The sequence below is a fragment of the Paenibacillus sp. Y951 genome, from assembly GCF_056786395.1.
Map to the genome: position 1 here is coordinate 492682 of NZ_JBXCIY010000001.1, position 19223 is coordinate 511904.

Annotated in this window: 16 protein-coding genes and 1 pseudogene; 14 read left to right on the forward strand and 3 right to left on the reverse strand. The window is 38.2% G+C overall.

Annotation, left to right across the window (positions count from 1 at the left end; genetic code table 11):
• Positions 1-303 precede the first annotated feature (303 nt).
• The 8 genes from AC1TPB_RS02645 to AC1TPB_RS02680 all read left to right on the forward strand — a co-directional run bounded on the left by AC1TPB_RS02645 (position 304) and on the right by AC1TPB_RS02680 (position 13307).
• Complete coding sequence (locus tag AC1TPB_RS02645; RefSeq protein ID WP_482075047.1) at positions 304-984, forward strand: DnaD domain-containing protein; 681 nt, start codon at positions 304-306, stop codon at positions 982-984.
• 122 nt (positions 985-1106) lie between these two features.
• A complete protein-coding gene (locus AC1TPB_RS02650; RefSeq protein ID WP_482075048.1) occupies positions 1107-2675 on the forward strand; it encodes a response regulator transcription factor in 1569 nt (522 codons plus the stop codon).
• Positions 2672-4450 carry a cache domain-containing sensor histidine kinase gene (locus tag AC1TPB_RS02655; RefSeq protein WP_482075049.1) on the forward strand — a complete coding sequence of 593 codons (1779 nt, stop codon included), beginning with the start codon at positions 2672-2674 and terminating at the stop codon, positions 4448-4450. The genes AC1TPB_RS02650 and AC1TPB_RS02655 overlap by 4 nt, the downstream gene beginning before the upstream one ends.
• Before the next feature lie 165 nt (positions 4451-4615).
• Positions 4616-5908, forward strand: coding sequence for an ABC transporter substrate-binding protein (locus AC1TPB_RS02660; RefSeq protein ID WP_482075050.1), 1293 nt, complete (start codon positions 4616-4618; stop codon positions 5906-5908).
• A 117-nt stretch (positions 5909-6025) separates the two neighbouring features.
• The gene (locus AC1TPB_RS02665; RefSeq protein WP_482075051.1) at positions 6026-6919 is read left to right on the forward strand and encodes a carbohydrate ABC transporter permease; all 894 of its coding nucleotides are present in this window, start codon (positions 6026-6028) and stop codon (positions 6917-6919) included.
• Positions 6916-7740 carry a carbohydrate ABC transporter permease gene (locus AC1TPB_RS02670; protein WP_482075052.1) on the forward strand — a complete coding sequence of 275 codons (825 nt, stop codon included), beginning with the start codon at positions 6916-6918 and terminating at the stop codon, positions 7738-7740. The genes AC1TPB_RS02665 and AC1TPB_RS02670 overlap by 4 nt, the downstream gene beginning before the upstream one ends.
• 77 nt (positions 7741-7817) lie before the next feature.
• Complete coding sequence (lacZ, locus tag AC1TPB_RS02675; protein WP_482075053.1) at positions 7818-10847, forward strand: beta-galactosidase, LacZ type; 3030 nt, start codon at positions 7818-7820, stop codon at positions 10845-10847.
• A 357-nt stretch (positions 10848-11204) separates the two neighbouring features.
• Positions 11205-13307: a pectate lyase family protein gene (locus AC1TPB_RS02680; RefSeq protein WP_482075054.1), complete on the forward strand. Its 2103-nt coding sequence runs from the start codon at positions 11205-11207 to the stop codon at positions 13305-13307.
• 107 nt (positions 13308-13414) lie between these two features.
• On the opposite strand, the gene AC1TPB_RS02685 is transcribed toward AC1TPB_RS02680, so the two are convergent.
• A complete protein-coding gene (locus tag AC1TPB_RS02685) occupies positions 13415-14116 on the reverse strand; it encodes a glycosyltransferase family 2 protein (protein ID WP_482075055.1) in 702 nt (233 codons plus the stop codon).
• A gap of 126 nt (positions 14117-14242) precedes the next feature.
• Here AC1TPB_RS02685 and AC1TPB_RS02690 point away from each other — a divergent pair, with 126 nt between their 5' ends.
• From AC1TPB_RS02690 to AC1TPB_RS02715, 6 genes are all read left to right on the forward strand, one after another.
• Entirely contained in the window at positions 14243-15139 is an 897-nt protein-coding gene (locus AC1TPB_RS02690; protein ID WP_482075056.1) for an alpha/beta hydrolase family protein, read from the forward strand.
• 163 nt (positions 15140-15302) lie between these two features.
• Positions 15303-15554: a hypothetical protein gene (locus AC1TPB_RS02695; protein WP_482075057.1), complete on the forward strand. Its 252-nt coding sequence runs from the start codon at positions 15303-15305 to the stop codon at positions 15552-15554.
• Positions 15551-16369 (forward strand): methyl-accepting chemotaxis protein, encoded by an 819-nt coding sequence (locus AC1TPB_RS02700; protein ID WP_482075058.1) that lies wholly within the window; start codon positions 15551-15553, stop codon positions 16367-16369. Before AC1TPB_RS02695 ends, AC1TPB_RS02700 begins: the two co-directional genes overlap by 4 nt.
• Before the next feature lie 222 nt (positions 16370-16591).
• Positions 16592-16828: a hypothetical protein gene (locus AC1TPB_RS02705; RefSeq protein WP_482075059.1), complete on the forward strand. Its 237-nt coding sequence runs from the start codon at positions 16592-16594 to the stop codon at positions 16826-16828.
• Positions 16829-17241: 413 nt separating this feature from the next.
• On the forward strand, positions 17242-17550 hold the full coding sequence (locus AC1TPB_RS02710) for a hypothetical protein (protein ID WP_482075060.1): 309 nt from the start codon (positions 17242-17244) through the stop codon (positions 17548-17550).
• Between the two features lie 30 nt (positions 17551-17580).
• Complete coding sequence (locus AC1TPB_RS02715; RefSeq protein ID WP_482075061.1) at positions 17581-17736, forward strand: hypothetical protein; 156 nt, start codon at positions 17581-17583, stop codon at positions 17734-17736.
• Between the two features lie 555 nt (positions 17737-18291).
• Here AC1TPB_RS02715 and istB read toward each other — a convergent pair.
• Both istB and AC1TPB_RS02725 read right to left on the reverse strand, forming a co-directional pair.
• Entirely contained in the window at positions 18292-19047 is a 756-nt protein-coding gene (gene istB, locus AC1TPB_RS02720; RefSeq protein WP_482075062.1) for an IS21-like element helper ATPase IstB, read from the reverse strand.
• A pseudogene (locus AC1TPB_RS02725) lies at positions 19044-19223 on the reverse strand (IS21 family transposase); the annotation flags it as partial. The gene istB and the pseudogene AC1TPB_RS02725, both read right to left, overlap by 4 nt.

Below are 19223 nucleotides of genomic sequence, written 5' to 3' on the forward strand. Positions count from 1 at the left end.
GATAACGAAGCGTATGCTGACGTAGTGTATTCGACGTCGAATATGAAGCGAACTTGGAAAGTACGGCATAAGCTTCCTACAATGTTTCTTGCAGAAACATTGTAGGATCGCGTGTACGTAATCATGTACACTTGCGCTTCCGCCTTTCTCAAGTAACGCTTCATCTTCTCGACTTTCGAAAGTCCGCTTTTTGAACCTTTATTGGAAGTGGTAGTTCAAAACAGTCGCATGTAATCGCGATGTGCATGCTAACGCAGCGTAATCGATGGTGAATGTAAGTTATCCAATGAGAGGAAGGTATTTATGAGCGATCATATCTGGAAGGCCTACGCCCATGGTATGAATGTGGTTTTGCAGGAAGGCGGAATTCATGTCTCTTCCTTGTTACTACGCAGCTATCGTGCACTTGGGTTAGACGATTCGGAAGCTATGCTGCTACTTCATATTATTCAGTTTGCCGAGGTTGAACATAATCCTTTCCCAACTCCAGAGGAGCTTTCTGAGCGAATGGGTGTTCATAGTCACATTATTACCGGGTGGCTACAGAAGCTTTTTAATAGCGGCTTCCTCACAATTGAGCAGGAAACGATTCATGATATTATCGGAGAAACCTACAATTGGTCAGGCTGGTATATGCTAGCAACGAATTGGTATGCCAAAGAATTACGTGCTACGAAGAAAGCAGAGCGTCAGAAAGTACATAAAGTAGTTCATCAAGATCAAGCGGCTCAGCTATTTGCATCGTTTGAGCAAGAGTTTGGTCGACCATTATCGCCAATGGAATATGAAACAATTAGTGCTTGGATCGATCAAGATCGTTACTCCGATGAAATTATTCGATTTGCATTGAAAGAAGCTGTCTTTTCTGGAAAGCTAAGCTTAAAATACATCGATCGTATTCTTATTGAATGGGCTCGTAATCGAGTGACAACTGCGGAAGAAGCTAAGTTACATTCGCAAAAGTTTTATTCTAAAAACCTATAAGTCAGTAGTGAGAACGTGATGCAAAAAAATGTATCGTACTCACATGACTTATAGGTTTTTATTTGTGATATTATATTAAGTATTATTCTGCATGATAACAAAAAGTTTAGGAGGATATCAAGATGAATCCAACCTGTCATATTCTCATTGTTGACGATGAAGTACTAGTAAGGCAAGGTATAAAGCATTTATTGAACTGGGAAAATGAAGGGTTCAGTATAGTAGGCGAAGCATCGAATGGTAAAGAAGCATTAGAAATGGTAGAACAACTATCACCGCATATTGTCATTACAGATATCGTCATGCCGCTAATGGATGGTGTTGAATTTACAAGTATTCTAAAAACAAGCTATCCTCATATTGAAGTTATCGTATTAAGTAGCTTTGGAGAATTCAATTATGTACGCTCAACCTTCCAAAGTGGGGTAGCAGATTATATACTAAAGCCAAAATTAGAGGCGAATCAATTACTTACTATATTGAAGCGAGTAGCTAATAAAATACCATCGCTGCAGCTTATTGAAAATATGAAAGAGGAAAATCTTAGTATTAAGATGACATTAGATAAATTGATGTCTGGCTATGAAATCGATACTTCAATGGAAAGTGTTTATGATGTTTTTCCACATAATAGTTTTCGGTTTTTTGGAGCCGAAATGAAAAATATAGCTAACGCAAATAAAGATTATTGGCTTGAGCAATTAAGTGCAATATTTCTCTCGCATGAAGGGAATATGGTAGCTATGCCGCTGCCAACGGATAATAACTTGGCAGTCTACATTTTGAATATGAATGATCGGGATTGGGAGCAGATTATGCCAGAAATTCGTAGTTTTGCAATCCATACTACGACATCAATAGCGGGATTATGCTGGACTTTTGGCGATCCATTTACAAAAATTAGTGAGTTATATGAGCAGTATCATCAAAGGTTTTTGAAAATGTGCTCTTACCGTTTTTATTTGCCTCACCATACCATTCTTATTACTAGAAATGAATTACCGAAACTACATCATGAATCGGTCGAATTTAATATGAGTCAGTTTACTGAGCTTATGCAAGCACGTAATTTTAGTAAAGCGTTAGAAGTGTTATTTGAATATTTCAAATATGCAGCAGTCGACTACGAACAAGATGTATTCGCCTTCAAAACGGTACTAGGCAACATCATATTCAATATTACAATCATTTTGGGGAAGCTAGAAATGGATACGGGACATATAGAAAGTAAAAAATACAATTATTTCAGATCGATTAATGAGGCAACTCATGCTTCCGTCGCCCTAAAAGAATTATATGATTTTATCGATGAAATGAATGTAACATTAGCAACGAGTAAGCAAACTTCGGCTAATCCCAACATGACGATGATTATTAGTTATATAAGGCAGCATTATATGGAGCCGATTAATTTAACGGATATTGCGAATCATTTTCACTTCAATCCATCTTATCTTTCGAGCTTCTTTTCGGCTCATAATGATGAAGGTTTCAGTGAGTATTTGAATCGTGTTCGAGTGGACAAGGCTGCTGAATTACTGCAACAAGCGGAATTATCAATTTTTGAGATTAGTGAGAGGGTAGGCTACTCCGATCAAAGTTATTTTACTAAAGTGTTTAAAAAACATAAAAGTGTTTCACCTAGTCAATATCGTAAAGGAAACCAAACACAGAAAAGAGAACTGTTATGAAGTGGTTGAAGGACAAATTTAGATACAAAGGGTTATTTATTAAGATGTTTTCCGTTACATTGATTAGTGTAATTATGGTAGCATGGCTTACTTGGTCTGTCATGCTCCAGATGTCCGAGAAAGTATTTATGGATACATTTAGCATTACGAATAGTAAAATTATTAATCAAATTCAAACAAGTGTAGAAAACATGAACTATGCTGTTTCTATGACAGCAAGTAATGCTAATGATAGTGGGGAAATTAAGCGTTTCTTAACGGTAGAGAATCAATCAACTGTAGAAGCGTTACGCAGTCACTATCTCGTTTCGCAGGAGATGAATCGACTGCAATCCACAGTTTCCGTCTATCCCATTTCTATGATGATATCAGGAATGAATGGGAATCGTCATGAGACGAAAAATTCAATTTGGCCTACTGCTTATTATGATATGAAAGACGATGAAATTACGATAAAAGCATTAGAGGAACCAAAAAAGCTACAATATCATTTGGATCAGACTGAGCAACAAGGAAACGCAGTAATAGTTGCTGCCAAAGCTTTATTTGATAGATCAAGCGGTTTTCAGTATGGTGTAATATATTTTGCAATCAAAGAAACAGAATTTAAGAAGAGCTATACAGGATTCACAAGCGCTGGAAATGATTTGTTGTTAATAGACCAAGAAGGACTTGTCGTTTCGTCGAATCGAGAGTCCTTAATTGGGACGAATGAAGGACAATTATTATCGAATATTATTGAGATGGATAATAATGGAGTGAAAGTAACGGAAATAAAAAGGGAAGGTAAACAGCATCTTCTGTTGGCGACATATTTGCCAACGTATGATCTGTACATTGTGAATACGATTGACAAAAGTGCTGCTTTAAGTCAAATGATGAACTTTAAAACAGTAGCTGTTATTTGTGCATTAATTGTTTGCATCGCTTTATTCATTGTATTTATTATTACTAGCAGAATTACGAGATCATTAACATTATTAGCTAGGCAAATGTCTCGAATTACAAAACGTAATTTTGGCAATTATTTCACCGTATCAGGTAGTTATGAGATAAAGGAACTTGGAAATGCCTACAACTACATGCTTGACGAATTAAATGACTATATTAATCAATTAATACAGACACAGAAAGATCAACGCAATGCTGAACTGTCAGCATTACAGATGCAAATTAACCCACATTTCCTCTATAATACATTAGCATCTATTAAAATTTTGGTGCAGCAGGGCAATAAGGAAAAAGCTGCACTTACAATAAATGCTTTAATTGAGTTATTGCAAAATACGATAGGCAATGTAAGTGAAACAATAAGTGTGGAAGATGAACTAGTCAACTTGAAAAATTACGTATTAATCAACCATATTCGATATGGTGAGCAAATAAATGTAAGTTATTTCATCGATGAGAAATGTAAAGAATATCAGATCCCAAAATTAATTATACAACCATTTATCGAAAATTCCTTCTTTCACGCATTCCAAGGGCGAAGTGATGGATATATATACGTTATGATTTCACGAGAAGGAAGCAATCTTGTATGTGAAATTGTCGATAATGGAATAGGTATCGAACAAAAAATGCCTACAAAGCAACAAAGTACACGACATTCTAGTCATTTCTTCTCAGGAATAGGAATTCGCAACGTTAATGATCGCCTTGAATTGTTATATGGAGATACTTATGGCGTGAATATTATTAGCTCGGCAGATCAAGGTACACGTATTGTTATAACGATGCCGTTAATATCACCACAAAAAAATACAAAAATATAAAAAAAGTCACAATTCATAATTTCAGCCCCTTAAGGAACAATAGATATGACCAATCCATACAAAGATATTTCTAACGAGAGCGTAAATGAAGTTGATATAATGTAAATGTTAGCTGGCAAACGCTTTCAACTTAAAGTATAGAAAAGACAAAGGGGCTGAATTAAAATGAAGAAATTATTAACAGTAGTGTTAGCAAGTTTTATGCTTCTAACGGCTTGTTCTAACAATGCGAATACTGGAAACACTGGTACTCAACCATCAGGCAAACAAGAAATTACAGTATGGGCATGGGATAAAGCTTTCAACGTTGGTGCAATGGAAAAAGCTAAAGAAATGTACACTGAGACAAATTCAGATTTAACAGTGAATATTATTGAAAATGCACAAGATGATATTATTCAAAAATTGAATGCTGGTTTTAACTCTGGTACTACGAAAACTCTTCCGACAATCGTTTTGATCGAAGATTATCGCGCACAAAGCTTCTTACAAGCTTATCCAGATTCTTTCTTTGCACTTGATGAGTACATCAATGCTGCAGATTTCGCAGATTACAAAATTGGACCAACTAGCTACGAAGGTAAACAATATGGTGTGCCTTTCGATACAGGTGTAACTGGTCTTTATGTTAGAACTGATTACTTAGAGCAAGCTGGTTACACTGTAGCAGATCTACAAGATATTACTTGGGATCAATACATTGAAATCGGTAAAGTAGTAAAAGAAAAAACAGGCAAACAAATGCTTACACAAGATCCTAAAGATCTTGGATTAATTCGTATGATGATTCAATCCGCTGGTTCTTGGTACTTGCAAGAAGATGGTGTTACACCAAGCATCGCTGACAATGCAGCTTTAACTCAAGCTTTTGAATCGTACAAAAATATGATGGATTCTGGAATTGTAAAAGTTATTTCTGACTGGAGTCAATTTGTTGGTGCTTTCAATAATGGTGATGTAGCTTCTATTCCTACAGGTAACTGGATTACAGCATCAATCAAAGCTGAAGCTTCACAATCTGGAAATTGGGCAGTAGTACCATTCCCAACGCTTCCAAATGTTGCTGAATCTGTTCACGCATCTAACCTTGGCGGTAGCTCTTGGTATGTATTGAATGTTGATGGCAAAGAAGCTGCTGCTGAATTCTTGAAAGCAACTTTCGGTTCTAGCGTAGAACTTTACCAAACTTTAGTAACTGATATTGGAGCGATTGGTACTTTGAAAGCCGCTGCAACTGGTGAAGCTTATACAACTGCAGATGAGTTCTTCGGTGGTCAAAAAGCTATTTCTGATCTTGCTGCTTGGACAGAGCAAATTCCAAATGTAAACTACGGTATGCACACTTATGCAATTGAGGATATTTTAGCAGCTGAAATGCAAAACTACTTGGGTGGTACTGAACTTTCTAAAGTATTAAGTAACGCTCAAACACAAGCTGACACACAAATCCGTAAATAAATTACTGTTTATAATTTAGAGAAGTAACATATAGATTCTTCTGATCAACTGATTTCTATGAGACAGGGGTCGGGAGAATCTACTGTTATTACAACAGTGCAGAAAGGGGCTATCTAAGTGGAAGCAACTAAGAAAGGCATAAGTTCTCAAAGTAAAGCAAATCTTACAGGATGGGCTTTTATAAGTGTCGCATGTATTATGATTGTCATTTTCTACTTCTATCCGATGATTCAAGCATTAATATTATCTTTCAAATCAGGTAATGGTATGAATCTTGAGTTTGTTGGTTTTGATAATTATGTAAGATTATTTAGTGACAAAACGTTCAGAGCAGCCTTAACAAACACAATGATTTACTTAATTATCCAAGTACCGGTTATGATTCTATTTGCACTATTTATCTCGGTGTTACTGAATAGCAGCACTTTGAAATTCAAGGGGTTTTTCCGGACAGCAATGTTTTTGCCTGCCGTTACATCATTGGTAGCTTATTCTATTGTTTTCAAATACTTATTTGCAACAGACGGTTTAATTAATAAAATGTTAATGAAGGTACATTTACTTAATGCACCAATCGAATGGATTAACGATCCTTTTTGGGCGAAAGTAACGATTATTATCGCAATAACTTGGCGTTGGACGGGTTACAATATGATTTTCTACTTATCCTCATTACAGAATATTGATCATTCCATTTATGAGGCGGCACGTATTGATGGTGCTTCTGCAACTAGACAATTTTTTGGTATTACCATTCCATTGCTTAAACCGATTATATTATTTACGTCAATTACATCGACAATAGGTACATTACAGCTATTTGATGAGGTCGTGAACATAACAAAAGGCGGTCCTGGTAATAGCACATTGTCGATTTCTCAATACATTTATAATCTATCGTTCAAGTATTCTTCAGATTTTGGTTATGCAGCGACGGTTTCTTATTCCATCGTAATTATTATAATTATACTAGCATTCTTGCAGTTCAAATTGGCAGGTGACGACAAATGAATAAGTTAAAACAAATTTCAATGTATTCGTTTTTAATCCTAGCTTCAATTGTCGCGATATTCCCATTTATTTGGATGATTATTAGTGCGACGAATGAATCTAAAGATGTAACAAAGGGAACGATCATTCCGGGAACGCATCTGTTTGAAAATATTAAAAACTTATTTGCCACAGTTGATATTGCACCTGCATTATGGAACTCCGCCAAAATATCGATAACTACGACGATATTAGCGTTAATCATTGCATCATTAGCGGGCTATGGTTTTGAAGTGTTCCGTTCTAAAGCAAAAGATAGAGTATTCTCAATTATGTTAATGTCTATGATGATTCCCTTTGCCGCGATTATGGTGCCATTATTCCAAATGTTCGCGAAAGTATCTTCAGTAGCACCAGCTATTGGTGTAGACACATTGGCAGGAGTAGTTTTGCCAACAATGACAACAGCATTTCTAATTTTCTTCTTCCGTCAGAATGCGAAAATGTTCCCGAGAGATCTTTTGGAAGCAGGTCGTATTGATGGATTAACAGAATTAGGTTTGTTCATACGAGTTTTTATGCCTACAATGAAAACAACATATGCAGCAGCTGGTATTATCACGTTTATGTCAAGCTGGAACAACTATCTGTGGCCACTAATCGTACTACAGTCACCAGAGAAGAGAACCGTACCGATGTTAATTTCTAATCTAGGTTCGAGTTATACACCTGATTATGGTATTATTATGACTGCGGTTGTTATTTCTACAATTCCTACAGCACTTGTGTTCTTCTTTATGCAGAAGCATTTCGTGGCAGGTATGACAGGTTCTGTGAAGTAACTTGATCTATCTAAGCCAGGCAATGCTCCTCATGGGCATTATCTGGCTTTTACATTATGAATTGGAGGGTTTATTTCATGACAACAATTACACCACAACTAGCTTGGTTAACGGATACAGCAGTATTTGCCGTCAATCGTGTACAAGCACATTCTGATCACAACTATTATGAAACGTTCGATGAAGCGATGCAAAGGGCTCCGATGGCATTACGTCATTCATTAAATGGCAACTGGAAATTTCAATACTCGCCAAACCCTGTAGATCGTCCTGCAACATTCTTTGAAAGTAATCATGATAGCTCTAGCTGGGGCTATATCGAAGTTCCTGGTCATATTCAACTACAAGGGCACGGTAAACCGCAATATGTAAATACGATGTATCCATGGGATGGTCAACATGAACTTAGACCACCTGCGGTTGCAATGAACGATAATCCTGTTGGCAGTTATATTACTTATTTCAATGTTCCTTCAGCAATGAAAGATAAAAAAACATATATCTCTTTCCAAGGTGTTGAGTCAGCGTTTTACGTATGGCTGAACGGTCAATTTGTTGGATATAGCGAAGATAGCTTTACACCATCAGAATTTGAATTAACACCGTACTTAATTGAAGGTGAAAATAAACTAGCGGTAGAAGTATATCAACGCAGTACAGGTAGCTGGCTAGAGGATCAAGATTTCTGGCGCTTCTCAGGTATTTTCCGTGATGTATACTTGTATGCTACTCCTGAAATTCATGTTCAGGATATGTTTATCCATGCCGATCTTGATGATACGTATGCATTGGGTGATCTATCTGTAGATCTTACGTTACAAGGCGATAAAGCTTACACAATTGCCATGCAATTATATGATGCGAGTGGTGCGCCAGTTGCCGAGACTAACTCCATATTAAGTTCAGCTAACAAAGTAACCGTTAAGCTAGATGCTGGTGAGGTTAATCCTTGGAGTGCAGAGTCACCTTATCTATATGAGCTTTTCGTCATGATATCCGATGAGCAAGGTGAACTAATTGAAGTTGTTACTTATCGTGTTGGATTCCGTCGTTTTGAGATGATTAACAAAGTTATGCATATTAATGGTAAGCGTATTGTGTTCAAAGGTGTAAACCGTCATGAATTCAATAGTCGTCGTGGACGTGCCATTACAGATGAAGATATGCTAATGGATATTAGAACCATTAAGCAAAACAACTTGAATGCGGTTCGTACATCGCATTATCCTAACCAATCACTTTGGTATCATCTATGTGATGAGTATGGTGTCTATCTAATTGATGAGATGAACCTTGAAACACATGGATCGTGGCAAAAAATGGGGGCAGTTGAGCCTTCTTGGAACGTTCCTGAGAACAAGCAAGAATGGCAAGATATCGTCATGGATCGTGCGATTTCAATGGTCGAACGTGATAAGAATCACCCATCTATTCTAATCTGGTCTGTAGGTAACGAAGCGTACGCTGGTGAAGTGTTATTGAACGTTTCTAACTACTTCCGTAGCGTAGATCCATCTCGTCTTGTACATTATGAGGGAGTATTCCATAACCGTAAGTACAATGATACAAGTGATATGGAAAGTCGTATGTATGCCAAACCTGTTGATATCGAAGAGTATTTGAACGGTAATCCAGACAAGCCTTATATTAGCTGTGAATATATGCATGCGATGGGTAACTCTGTTGGCGGATTGCACAAATATACGGAGCTTGAAAATAAATTTGAGATGTATCAAGGTGGCTTCATCTGGGATTATATCGATCAAGTGATTGTGAAAGAAGATCGCTATGGTAAGGAGTTCCTTGCATATGGTGGTGACTTTGATGATCGTTCGACTGATTACAACTTCTGTACAAATGGAATTGTTTATGTTGATCGTCAAGAATCGCCGAAAATGCAAGAAGTGAAATTCCTTTATCAAAATATGAAATTAACGCCTGATGCTAATGGTGTAAAAGTCGTCAATGAGAATCTGTTCATTGGAACGGATGACTATGAACTAGTGATTGCGCTTCATCATAACGGCGAGCTAGTAGAAGATATTGCACTTGATATCGATGTAGCCGCTGGTAATGAATTGTATATCCCGGTTGACTTCTATACGGAGATAGAAGCAGGAGAGTATACAGTAACGGCTTCATTGAATTTGAAGGAAGCTACTCTATGGGCAGAAGTTGGACATGAAGTTGCTTTCGGTCAACATATCTTCATTGTTGAAGCAGAAGTAGTGGCACCAACGAAACGTACATTCCGCGTAGCGGAAGGCGATGTCAATATTGGTGTTCATGGTAGAGACTTTAGCATTATGTTCTCGAAGCAGGCCGGTACACTGATTTCAGTTAACTATGCTGGTCGTGAGATGATTGCTAGTCAACCAGCGCCATTGTTCTGGAGAGCAATGACGGATAATGATAAAGGCTTTGCTCAAGGCTTTGAGTCAGGTGCTTGGTTTGCTGCGAGCTTAACTCGTAAATGCGTTAATCTTGAGCTTATCGAAACGGATACTGCTGTGACAGTAAAATACACGTACAAGCTAAATATTAGCGATGCAGTGACGGTAACGGTTGCTTATACGGTAACAGAAGGTGGAGCAATCCATGTGAAATCAGAATACTTTGGTGCAGAAAACTTACCAAAACTTCCGATCTTCGCGCTTTCCTTCAAAGTTCCAGCAGATTACGATCAATTAGATTGGTATGCAATGGGACCAGAAGAGAACTATATTGACCGTGCTTTCGGAGCCCGTCTAATGACGTTCAGTAATGAAGCGAAAGACAATGTGTCTGCGTATGTCGTACCACAAGAATCGGGTAACCGTACTGGTGTACGTCGTGTAGCGGTAACGAATAAGCTTGGACAAGGTATTAAGTTATCTTCACCTGCAACAGCACCTGTGGAATGCAATATTTCACCATACACTGCTTTCGAACTTGAAAGTGCTGCACATCATTATGAATTGCCGAATGTTCACTACACAGTTGTAACGGTAGCTGGCAAACAAATGGGTGTTGGCGGAGACGATAGCTGGGGTGCTCCAGTTCATGATGAGTATTTGATTCAAGCGAATGAGAATTTAAGCTTTGAGTTCACGATCGAACGAGCATAATGAAAAGTTAATAAAGATATGATCATATGAAATAGGCCGGGAGTGGATTGAGTATCCCACTCTAGCTGTGTAGGGCGTGTCCAAAAAGTTAGTGTAAACTGACTTTCTGGACACGCCCTGCTTTTATTTTAGGGACTTATTGAGTATCATCCCACTTGTCCGATAATCATTAGTTCAGAAATGTCGTGGTATGCAGGCGAAATGAGTAAATGATTGTATCGAAAACGCTTTTACAGCTGATAAGATAATGATGTTCCAAGAGTATGATTTTCTGAGGGGTGATAAGAGGGCTTCGTAGTTTGTGTTGCAAGCGATTACATTCGCGTCGGTAACAATTAAAACTCAGGAGGGCTGTTAATGAAAAGAGGGGTTTCTAACGTAACCAGTATTGTTTTGTTGTTGTCTCTTGCACTATGTTTAGTAGTAGGTGGATTCGCAAATCTCACAGTCGATGCTGCCGGTCTTTCGATAACTGGTAGTGGAGGCTGGAATGAGACGGCCTATGTAAAATGGTCATCTGTAAGTAATGCGGATGGGTACAATGTCTATGTAAAACCTGCAAGTGCTTCGGATTCACAATATAAACAAATAGATAGCCAATTAATCCGAAAATATGCTACCTACTGGAGAGCTGATGCTGTAGGGCTTGCAACTGGAAATTATGTGATGAAAGTTGAAGCCATGCAATCCGGCGCTTCAGCGGCCAATGCTGTGACGAATCCGTTAACCGTAACGTCATATGATAGATCTGGATTTGCTTTTTCACCGAACTCACAATTTGGCACAGGATCAGGTGCTTACAATAATGACGGAACCCTCAAAACTGGCGCTCAAGTGCTATATGTAACATCCGAGACAGCTCAAACCGTTACTCTTAATGTGAAAATCAACAGTTCGGGCGCTGTACAAACAGGTGTTGGAATTGGCGAGATTATGGCACTGAGACAAAAAGGTTATGATAAAACACCTCTAGCTATCCGAATAATTGGAAAAGTTACAGACGATGATATGAGTGGACAACTGAACAGCAGTGGATATCTTGAATTGAAAGGAAAAAGTAATTATTCCGAAATGAATGTGACGATTGAAGGTATCGGAGAAGATGCTTATGCTTATGGCTGGGGGATGCTTCTTAGATACGCTGGTAATGTAGAAGTAAGAAACTTAGGCTTGATGTTATTCCCTGACGACGGCATCTCAATGGATACTGGAAATGCTAATGTTTGGGTGCATAATAATGATATTTTCTATGGATCTGCAGGCGGAGATGCAGACCAAGCCAAGGGCGATGGTTCCACAGACCTTAAAAAAGGTTCGACTTATATTACAATCTCGTACAATCACTATTGGGATTCTGGGAAAGCTTCTCTTGTCGGTCTAAGCGAATCATCGGAATTCTTTGTCTCGTTCCACCATAATTGGTTTGATCATTCGGATTCTCGTCATCCTCGTATAAGAGTGGCCTCTGTTCATATCTATAATAACTTCTATGATGGTGTCTCAAAATACGGCGTCGGTGTTACAACGGGTGGTTCGGCATTTGTAGAATCTAATTATTTTAGACATGCCAAATTTCCGATGATGAGCTCTCTACAAGGTACTGATGCTTTAGGGGAAGGTACGTTTTCTGGAGAGAACGGCGGCATGATTAAAGCTTATAACAACAGGATTATTGATGCTCAAAGTCTAATTTATGCTAACTCCAATAGCGGAACGACTTCGGCTCATACAACATCATTCGATGCATACTTGGCTTCATCGAGGAATGAAATTGTTCCAAGCGATTACAAAGCATTAAAAGGTGGAACAGTCTATAACAACTTTGATACGAGTAACGATATGGGAGTCAATGTGTCTGCTATTGATAATGTTAATGATGTTGAACAAATGGTTACCACTAAAGCTGGACGTCTAAATAAAGGCGACTTCGCATGGGAATTTAACGATTCAGTTGATGATGCATCGTATGCGCTTAATTCAGCTCTGATGACTCAAATAAGAAACTACACTACTCAATTAGTATCTGTAGGAGGGAATTCAATACCTACTCCAACAGCAACACCTACTCCAGCGCCAACAGCGACTCCAACTCCGACGGCAACACCTACCCCAACAGCTCCGACAACTGGAGAATATGTTCATAATTTTACGACGAATGGAACTGCAAGTGATTTCTTCGATATTCAAGGAAGTCTTTCAACAAGTAAGGGAACAGTGCAGTATAATGGTTTGACACTTAATCAGTGTTTGAAAATTGAAAGTTCAACCCGTATTGAGTTCACCACTACCGAAGCTTCAACTTTAACGTTGGTATTGAATTCGGCAAACGGGTCCAAGATCAAAATTGATGGAACAAGTTATACAATAACAAATGGTGTTGTTAGCATATCTCTTGCCCCTGGCGCTCATACGATTACAAAAGATAGTGTAACCAATCTTTATTACATGGAACTAGAATAAATAGTTAATGAATAACATGTGAATTTAGCGATGGAAAAAACGGACTCGCCTTATTCGAAGGTGAGTCCGTTTTGAATGTAATGGAACAACGACTAATCTAAGTTCACTCAATATTTGCGCACGGCGTAATAGCGAAAATTATCGGTCACGGCAACAGGCTGGCCACCGTGCAGAAATTCTTTATCGCCCACTTGCCATGTGTGAGTACTTTTGTTTTTTCGACGAATATAGACGTAGTTGTAGGGAGAAGTAGCATATATGGCATAACCTTTCTTGGAGCAATCTCGTAAAAATTTGACGTCCTCGCCAAGTGAGAGATCTGAGAAACGCACCTTCTTGAGGATGCTCTTCCGAAATAAGATTGTGCCTCCTTGAACGAAATCTACAGATTTATTCTTTTCAAATAGAGACCGAATGACAAGCTTTTTGCTTGCAGTTAGATAGACCAAACATGCATGCTTGCCGACTACCGGGCTTCCTGTACGTAGTAGCGCCTTGACCTGCTCCTTTAAATAGTATGGAGAATAAAAATCGTCGTTGTCAAATTTTGCAATAAGGGGATATTTGGCTTTACTGATGCCGCAATTTAAGCATTGGCCCAATGAGATTCGCTCAGGCACTTTATAGACGCTGACATTGGGATACTTGGATGCTTTTTCCTGACATTCCTTTAAATTGATGTTATCTTTATTAATAATAATAATCAATTCTTTGCGTTTGTAGTTCTGATTCTGGTAATTATTCAAGATGTTCATGAGAAAATCAGGATGATTCGTGCATGTGATAATGGATACACCGGGCTCTGACAAGAACTTCCCCTCCACTTGTTATTTCTTCATTTTTTATTTTATAGTATTCAAATCTATGGAGGTTGCTTGGACTAAATAAGCTATTTGACAAGTGATCATTAAATCGAGAGTAGAGGAGTAATAACGATGACTACTACAAATGATATGCTTTTTCAATTGCTAGGTGATTTACCGACAGAAGGTGTTACCGATGTACAACTATTAGATGAAAAGATGGAAGACGGATATCGATTACAAACCGTGTTATTAGAACTTGGGTTTACGGAGCGGGTATCTGTGTCGATTGCTCTACCGACAAAGCAAGAGGGTCCCTATCCGCTCGTTATGTTTAATCATTCACACGGTGGTAATTACGCAAATGGAAGAAATGAATTAGTACGTAGTAGTACATATTTACAGCAGCCCTCCTTCGCTCATACACTGACAAGCATGGGATATGCTGTTTGTTGTATGGATATGCGAGGTTTTAATGAACGCACTGGTAAAACAGAAAGTGAATTAGTAAAGGAAATGCTTTGGCAAGGTAAAGTGTTGTGGGGGATGATGCTCTACGATACACGTTGCTTGCTAGATTATATGTTAACTCGATCTGATATTGATGCAGGGCGTGTAGCTACGATGGGCATGTCTATGGGTGGACTGATGTCGTGGTGGTTAGCAGCATTAGATGAGCGTATTAACGTAGTAGTGGATATATGTGGTCAAGTGGACGCACATACATTGATCAGCAAACGAGGATTAGACCATCATGGTTTCTATTACTATGTTCCTAGTTTGCTTAAGCACTTTACAACTTTAGAAATTCAAAATCGAATTGTACCGCGCCCCAGACTAAGCTTAACAGGTCAGCATGATCGTCTATGTCCAGTGGAAGGTGTACAGCTGTTGAAAGAAGGTTTAGATCAAGCGTATTCAGCTGCTGGATATCCAGATAACTTTCAAACGATTGAGACAACAGGTGGACATATGGAAACGGTAGAAATGCGTACTGCATGGATACAATTTTTACAGAAATATTTATAAATGAGAAGGTGATGAGAACTAGCGATAAGTAAGCCCGCGCAATCGAAACAACAAATCCGATTAAAGGAGTTGAAAACTATCGTATGAGTAAAAAATTAATAGGTAGAATATTCACTTCATTACTTGCAATATTGCTTATATTACCTGCCGATTTAGCGGAATTATGCTGAGAAATAAAATATATGATAAAATTCATGGACCTGAATATGGAAAAGATGATGATCCAATAGTAACAGAGAAGACACCGCGAGGGGTCTTTTTTGCGGTTTTACATTATTCTAAACTTTTCCTTGATAGTCGTAAAATATCTCTTTATAATAAGACAATTAGAAGAGTACGGAATGAACCCGTCATTAATCCAATGGGATATGATATTAATTATTATAAAGATAGTATTAAGGAGAATCTGAGATGAATTGCATTGAATCGCTAGAAACTATGGTTGCAATGGTTCCAATCTTAAAGACGGCAGTTCCTGCTGATTTATCGATTGCTATTTGTGATACAGAAAAATTTATTGCTTATTCGCCTGGAGAAAATATTGATTTGAATATACGTGTGGGTCAATTTTTGCATCACGATGAACCGTTAATGCAGGCGATTAGAAATAATGAGGCGCTAAGATCGGAAGTACCTGCTACATTTTACGGTTTTGAATTTATTGGGACGGCAACTCCGTTACATGACTCCAATGGTAATGTGATAGGTGGCATAGCTATTCAACTTCGCAAACAAACGGAGTTAATAGCCATTGCAGACCAAATCTCTACTTCACTAATACAAGCCAGCAATCAGCTTTCTCAAGTTGCGGATGGATCGGTTGTATTGGCAGAGTCTGCACAGAAGCTTCTTACGCTCGCTCATCAGACGGTAGATCAGGTCAATGAAACGGATGAAGTTGTATCGATGGTTAGAAGAGTAGCTGACCAAACGCATTTATTAGGTATGAATGCGGCCATTGAAGCTGCTCATGCAGGGGATCAAGGAAGAGGATTCGACATTGTAGCGAGTGAAATACGAAAACTATCCAAAGATACGGTTAACTCCACGAACACGATTCAGCAGACACTGAAAATATTTGAAGAAGCGATAACTGGAATGCGTGTATCCATTGAACATATGACGGCAATTGTTGATCAGCAGGCGACGTCTTCCAGACAGATTTCAGACTTTATCGAAGAGGTTCATCAGATGTCAGAGCAGTTGAATCAATTTGCTAAAAAATTATAATTAATGAGATTATCTAATATAACTTAATTCCTATTCTAGCGAAATTAAATAACCAGTCGTCGAGTAAATTTCGATGGTTGCAGAACGATGGCTTGAGGTAGTTGGAAACAGTGGTTGCTTAGGCCCAATTGGCAGCTATTTCTTATGTGAAATCAGTTAATGAGAAGGTATATCATATAAACTATAATTATAATTTCAAGAAATTACTGGGAGTTAATATATATGTACTTGAGTAATTTTGAGGATATCTTTGTGATTGCAACGGGAGTCATCGCATCGATACTAGCCATTCTAGGTTTTTTCATAATTAAATGGAATAAGAAGAAAGTACAACTTGATGTTATTCTTGAATATTACAAAGAAGCTGCTGATGAAAAGTTAATTGAAAGTCAAAAAAACATTCTGAATAAAATGAATGAAAACAAAAATTATAAAAGGGTTCATCAGGAACAGAAGTAATGAAACTACATGAGGCATTGGTCGAATACATTGAATATCGACAAAAAGATAATCCAGAGTATTGTAATGAATTCGTGAATCTATATTATATAATCAAAAATAATAAGTTTATTTAAAGGTATGCCTAGTTATCATTACACGAATTCGTTCCGAATACTCACTGGGCGTTTGAACAAATCCAAGAAGCCTCCATCGATCATGAGCATAAGGATGCGACTGAATAAAACTAGAGTATTAGAACTGAAATAGCTTCAAAATGGAAATATAATTGTAAAAACTCAAAAAGCAACTCGTTCCTTCAATGAAGTGCGGGCTGCTTTTTTATGTCATATGGGAAAAGCAGCAGTACATATATGCTATACTAAATTTATTGAATTGAAGGATCATATAAGTTGTTAAAGTGAGGGTTAAAGATGAATACTAGATATAGAATTACTAGAAATCTTCATGGTGATCAGTACGAAAATACTATACCACTTGAAGAATGTAAATCGTTTTTTGAAAAACAAACTGATTTTACACATATGGAACAATATTCTACTCGCTCAGGTGAAACGGTGATGACGATTAAGGGTGAGTTTTTTATGTGGCAGGTTGGAGAGGTGCAAATTCCATTTCGCTATTTTGACGGAGATGTGTATGTATCCGTATCCCATGAAATGATCTATCATAAAATGTTAGAAGTAGCTGAAGGATTGAATGCGCAATATATTGAAGGCTAGTTATAACCTAGCAAGATAGGAAGATGTTAAATGAGATGTGGTGAACAATGCTTTGTTGTAAAGTTCGAAGTCCATGGTGAACAAAAGACCGCTCCGATCAATGCGAGAACGCCAGTGGAAGCGAGGAAAAAACTTCGGGCTATGGTTGGAGTAGCGGCGGAAATTATATCAGTTAAACGAGTTTAAATACGGACGGGTTACAGTTACTAAATGAAAAAAGGGACAAAATCGTTAACTATTCGTGGTGCGAGTGTGAAGTGAACATGAAATCCCTGGGAGGTTCGCACTACATATTTAGATGAAATGGGATTGAATTACTTGAATTGATAGCAATATTAGATTAATTGGCGCTTTTATCTTGATATTAAGGAAAAAATATGCGATTTTGGTATAGTCATAGAGAAATTGACGTCGCACCTCACGTAGGTGCATGGATTGAACTTCTTTACCGTGTTTCTCGATCGCATCCCTATACGTCGCACCACACGTAGGTGCGTGGATTGAACTAGTAGTATTAACTCTCAATTAGTGGGGGAGTTAGTAGTCGCACCACACGTAGGTGCGTGGATTGAACTCGTTTTGAATCGGTATAAAGGTTAGATCGTCAAAGTCGCACCACACGTAGGTGCGTGGATTGAACTTTGCATATAACTACCTTACGCCGCTTACTCATCCGTCGCACCTCACGTGTAAATGTCAACCTAAGAATGTATACTTTTGCTTGTTTAATAATGTGCAAAATCACTTGTCTTCTTTCACAAAGTGATCCTTCAAACGGTAAGATTCGCCTACAATCGTGACGACCGTTGCATGATGTAAAATGCGATCTAAGATGGCATTCGCTAACTTTGGTTCGCGAAATACTTCATCCCATGCTTTGAAATTTACATTCGTTGTAAAGATCGTGCTTCGCTTCTCATAGCGCATATCGATGAGCTGAAAGAAGATTTTGGCATCCTCAGGTTCAATCGGAAGATATCCGATCTCATCGATGATGAGAAGCTTGTATTTCGTGTAGTGTTTGAGTCTAGTTTCCAAGCGATTCTCTAATTTGGCACGCTTTAGATTCTGAATGAGATCGTGGCATTTAATAAAATACGTGCTTGTTCTTTTCTTGGCTGCAGCAATGCCAATCGATGTGGCTAGATGGGTCTTCCCAACCCCACTCGGCCCTAAAAATACAATGTTTTCATTGGCTGCAAGAAAGCGTAGTGTACTAAAATCCAAGATTTGCTGTCGATTCACAGAAGGTTGGAAGGTAAAGTCAAAGTCTTTGAGTTCCTTCTTGTGAGGGAAGGCGCCAACCTTAACCATTGCTTCGATCATGTTCTGTTCACGCACATCGATCTCGTAACTTATTAACTTCACGAGCGTATCCATAAACGACAATTGGTTATGAATACTGTAATCAACGACTTCATTCAGATGAGCAACCATTTGCTTCAACTTCAAATATTCTAACTGTTGTAGGGCTTGTTGGTAGGAGGTTCCCTTCATTCAAAGACACCTCCTATCGTGCGAAGATTCTTCTTGGCTAGATCATTAATATCTGGATAGCTTGGCATAGACAGCCTGAGATTCTCTCTGTAATGTTCTTCTTTGTAAATTAATTTTGTCTCTCCTACAGGATGGCGAACCAGAAGTTTCGTGTTATAATAAGCATACAAATGGTT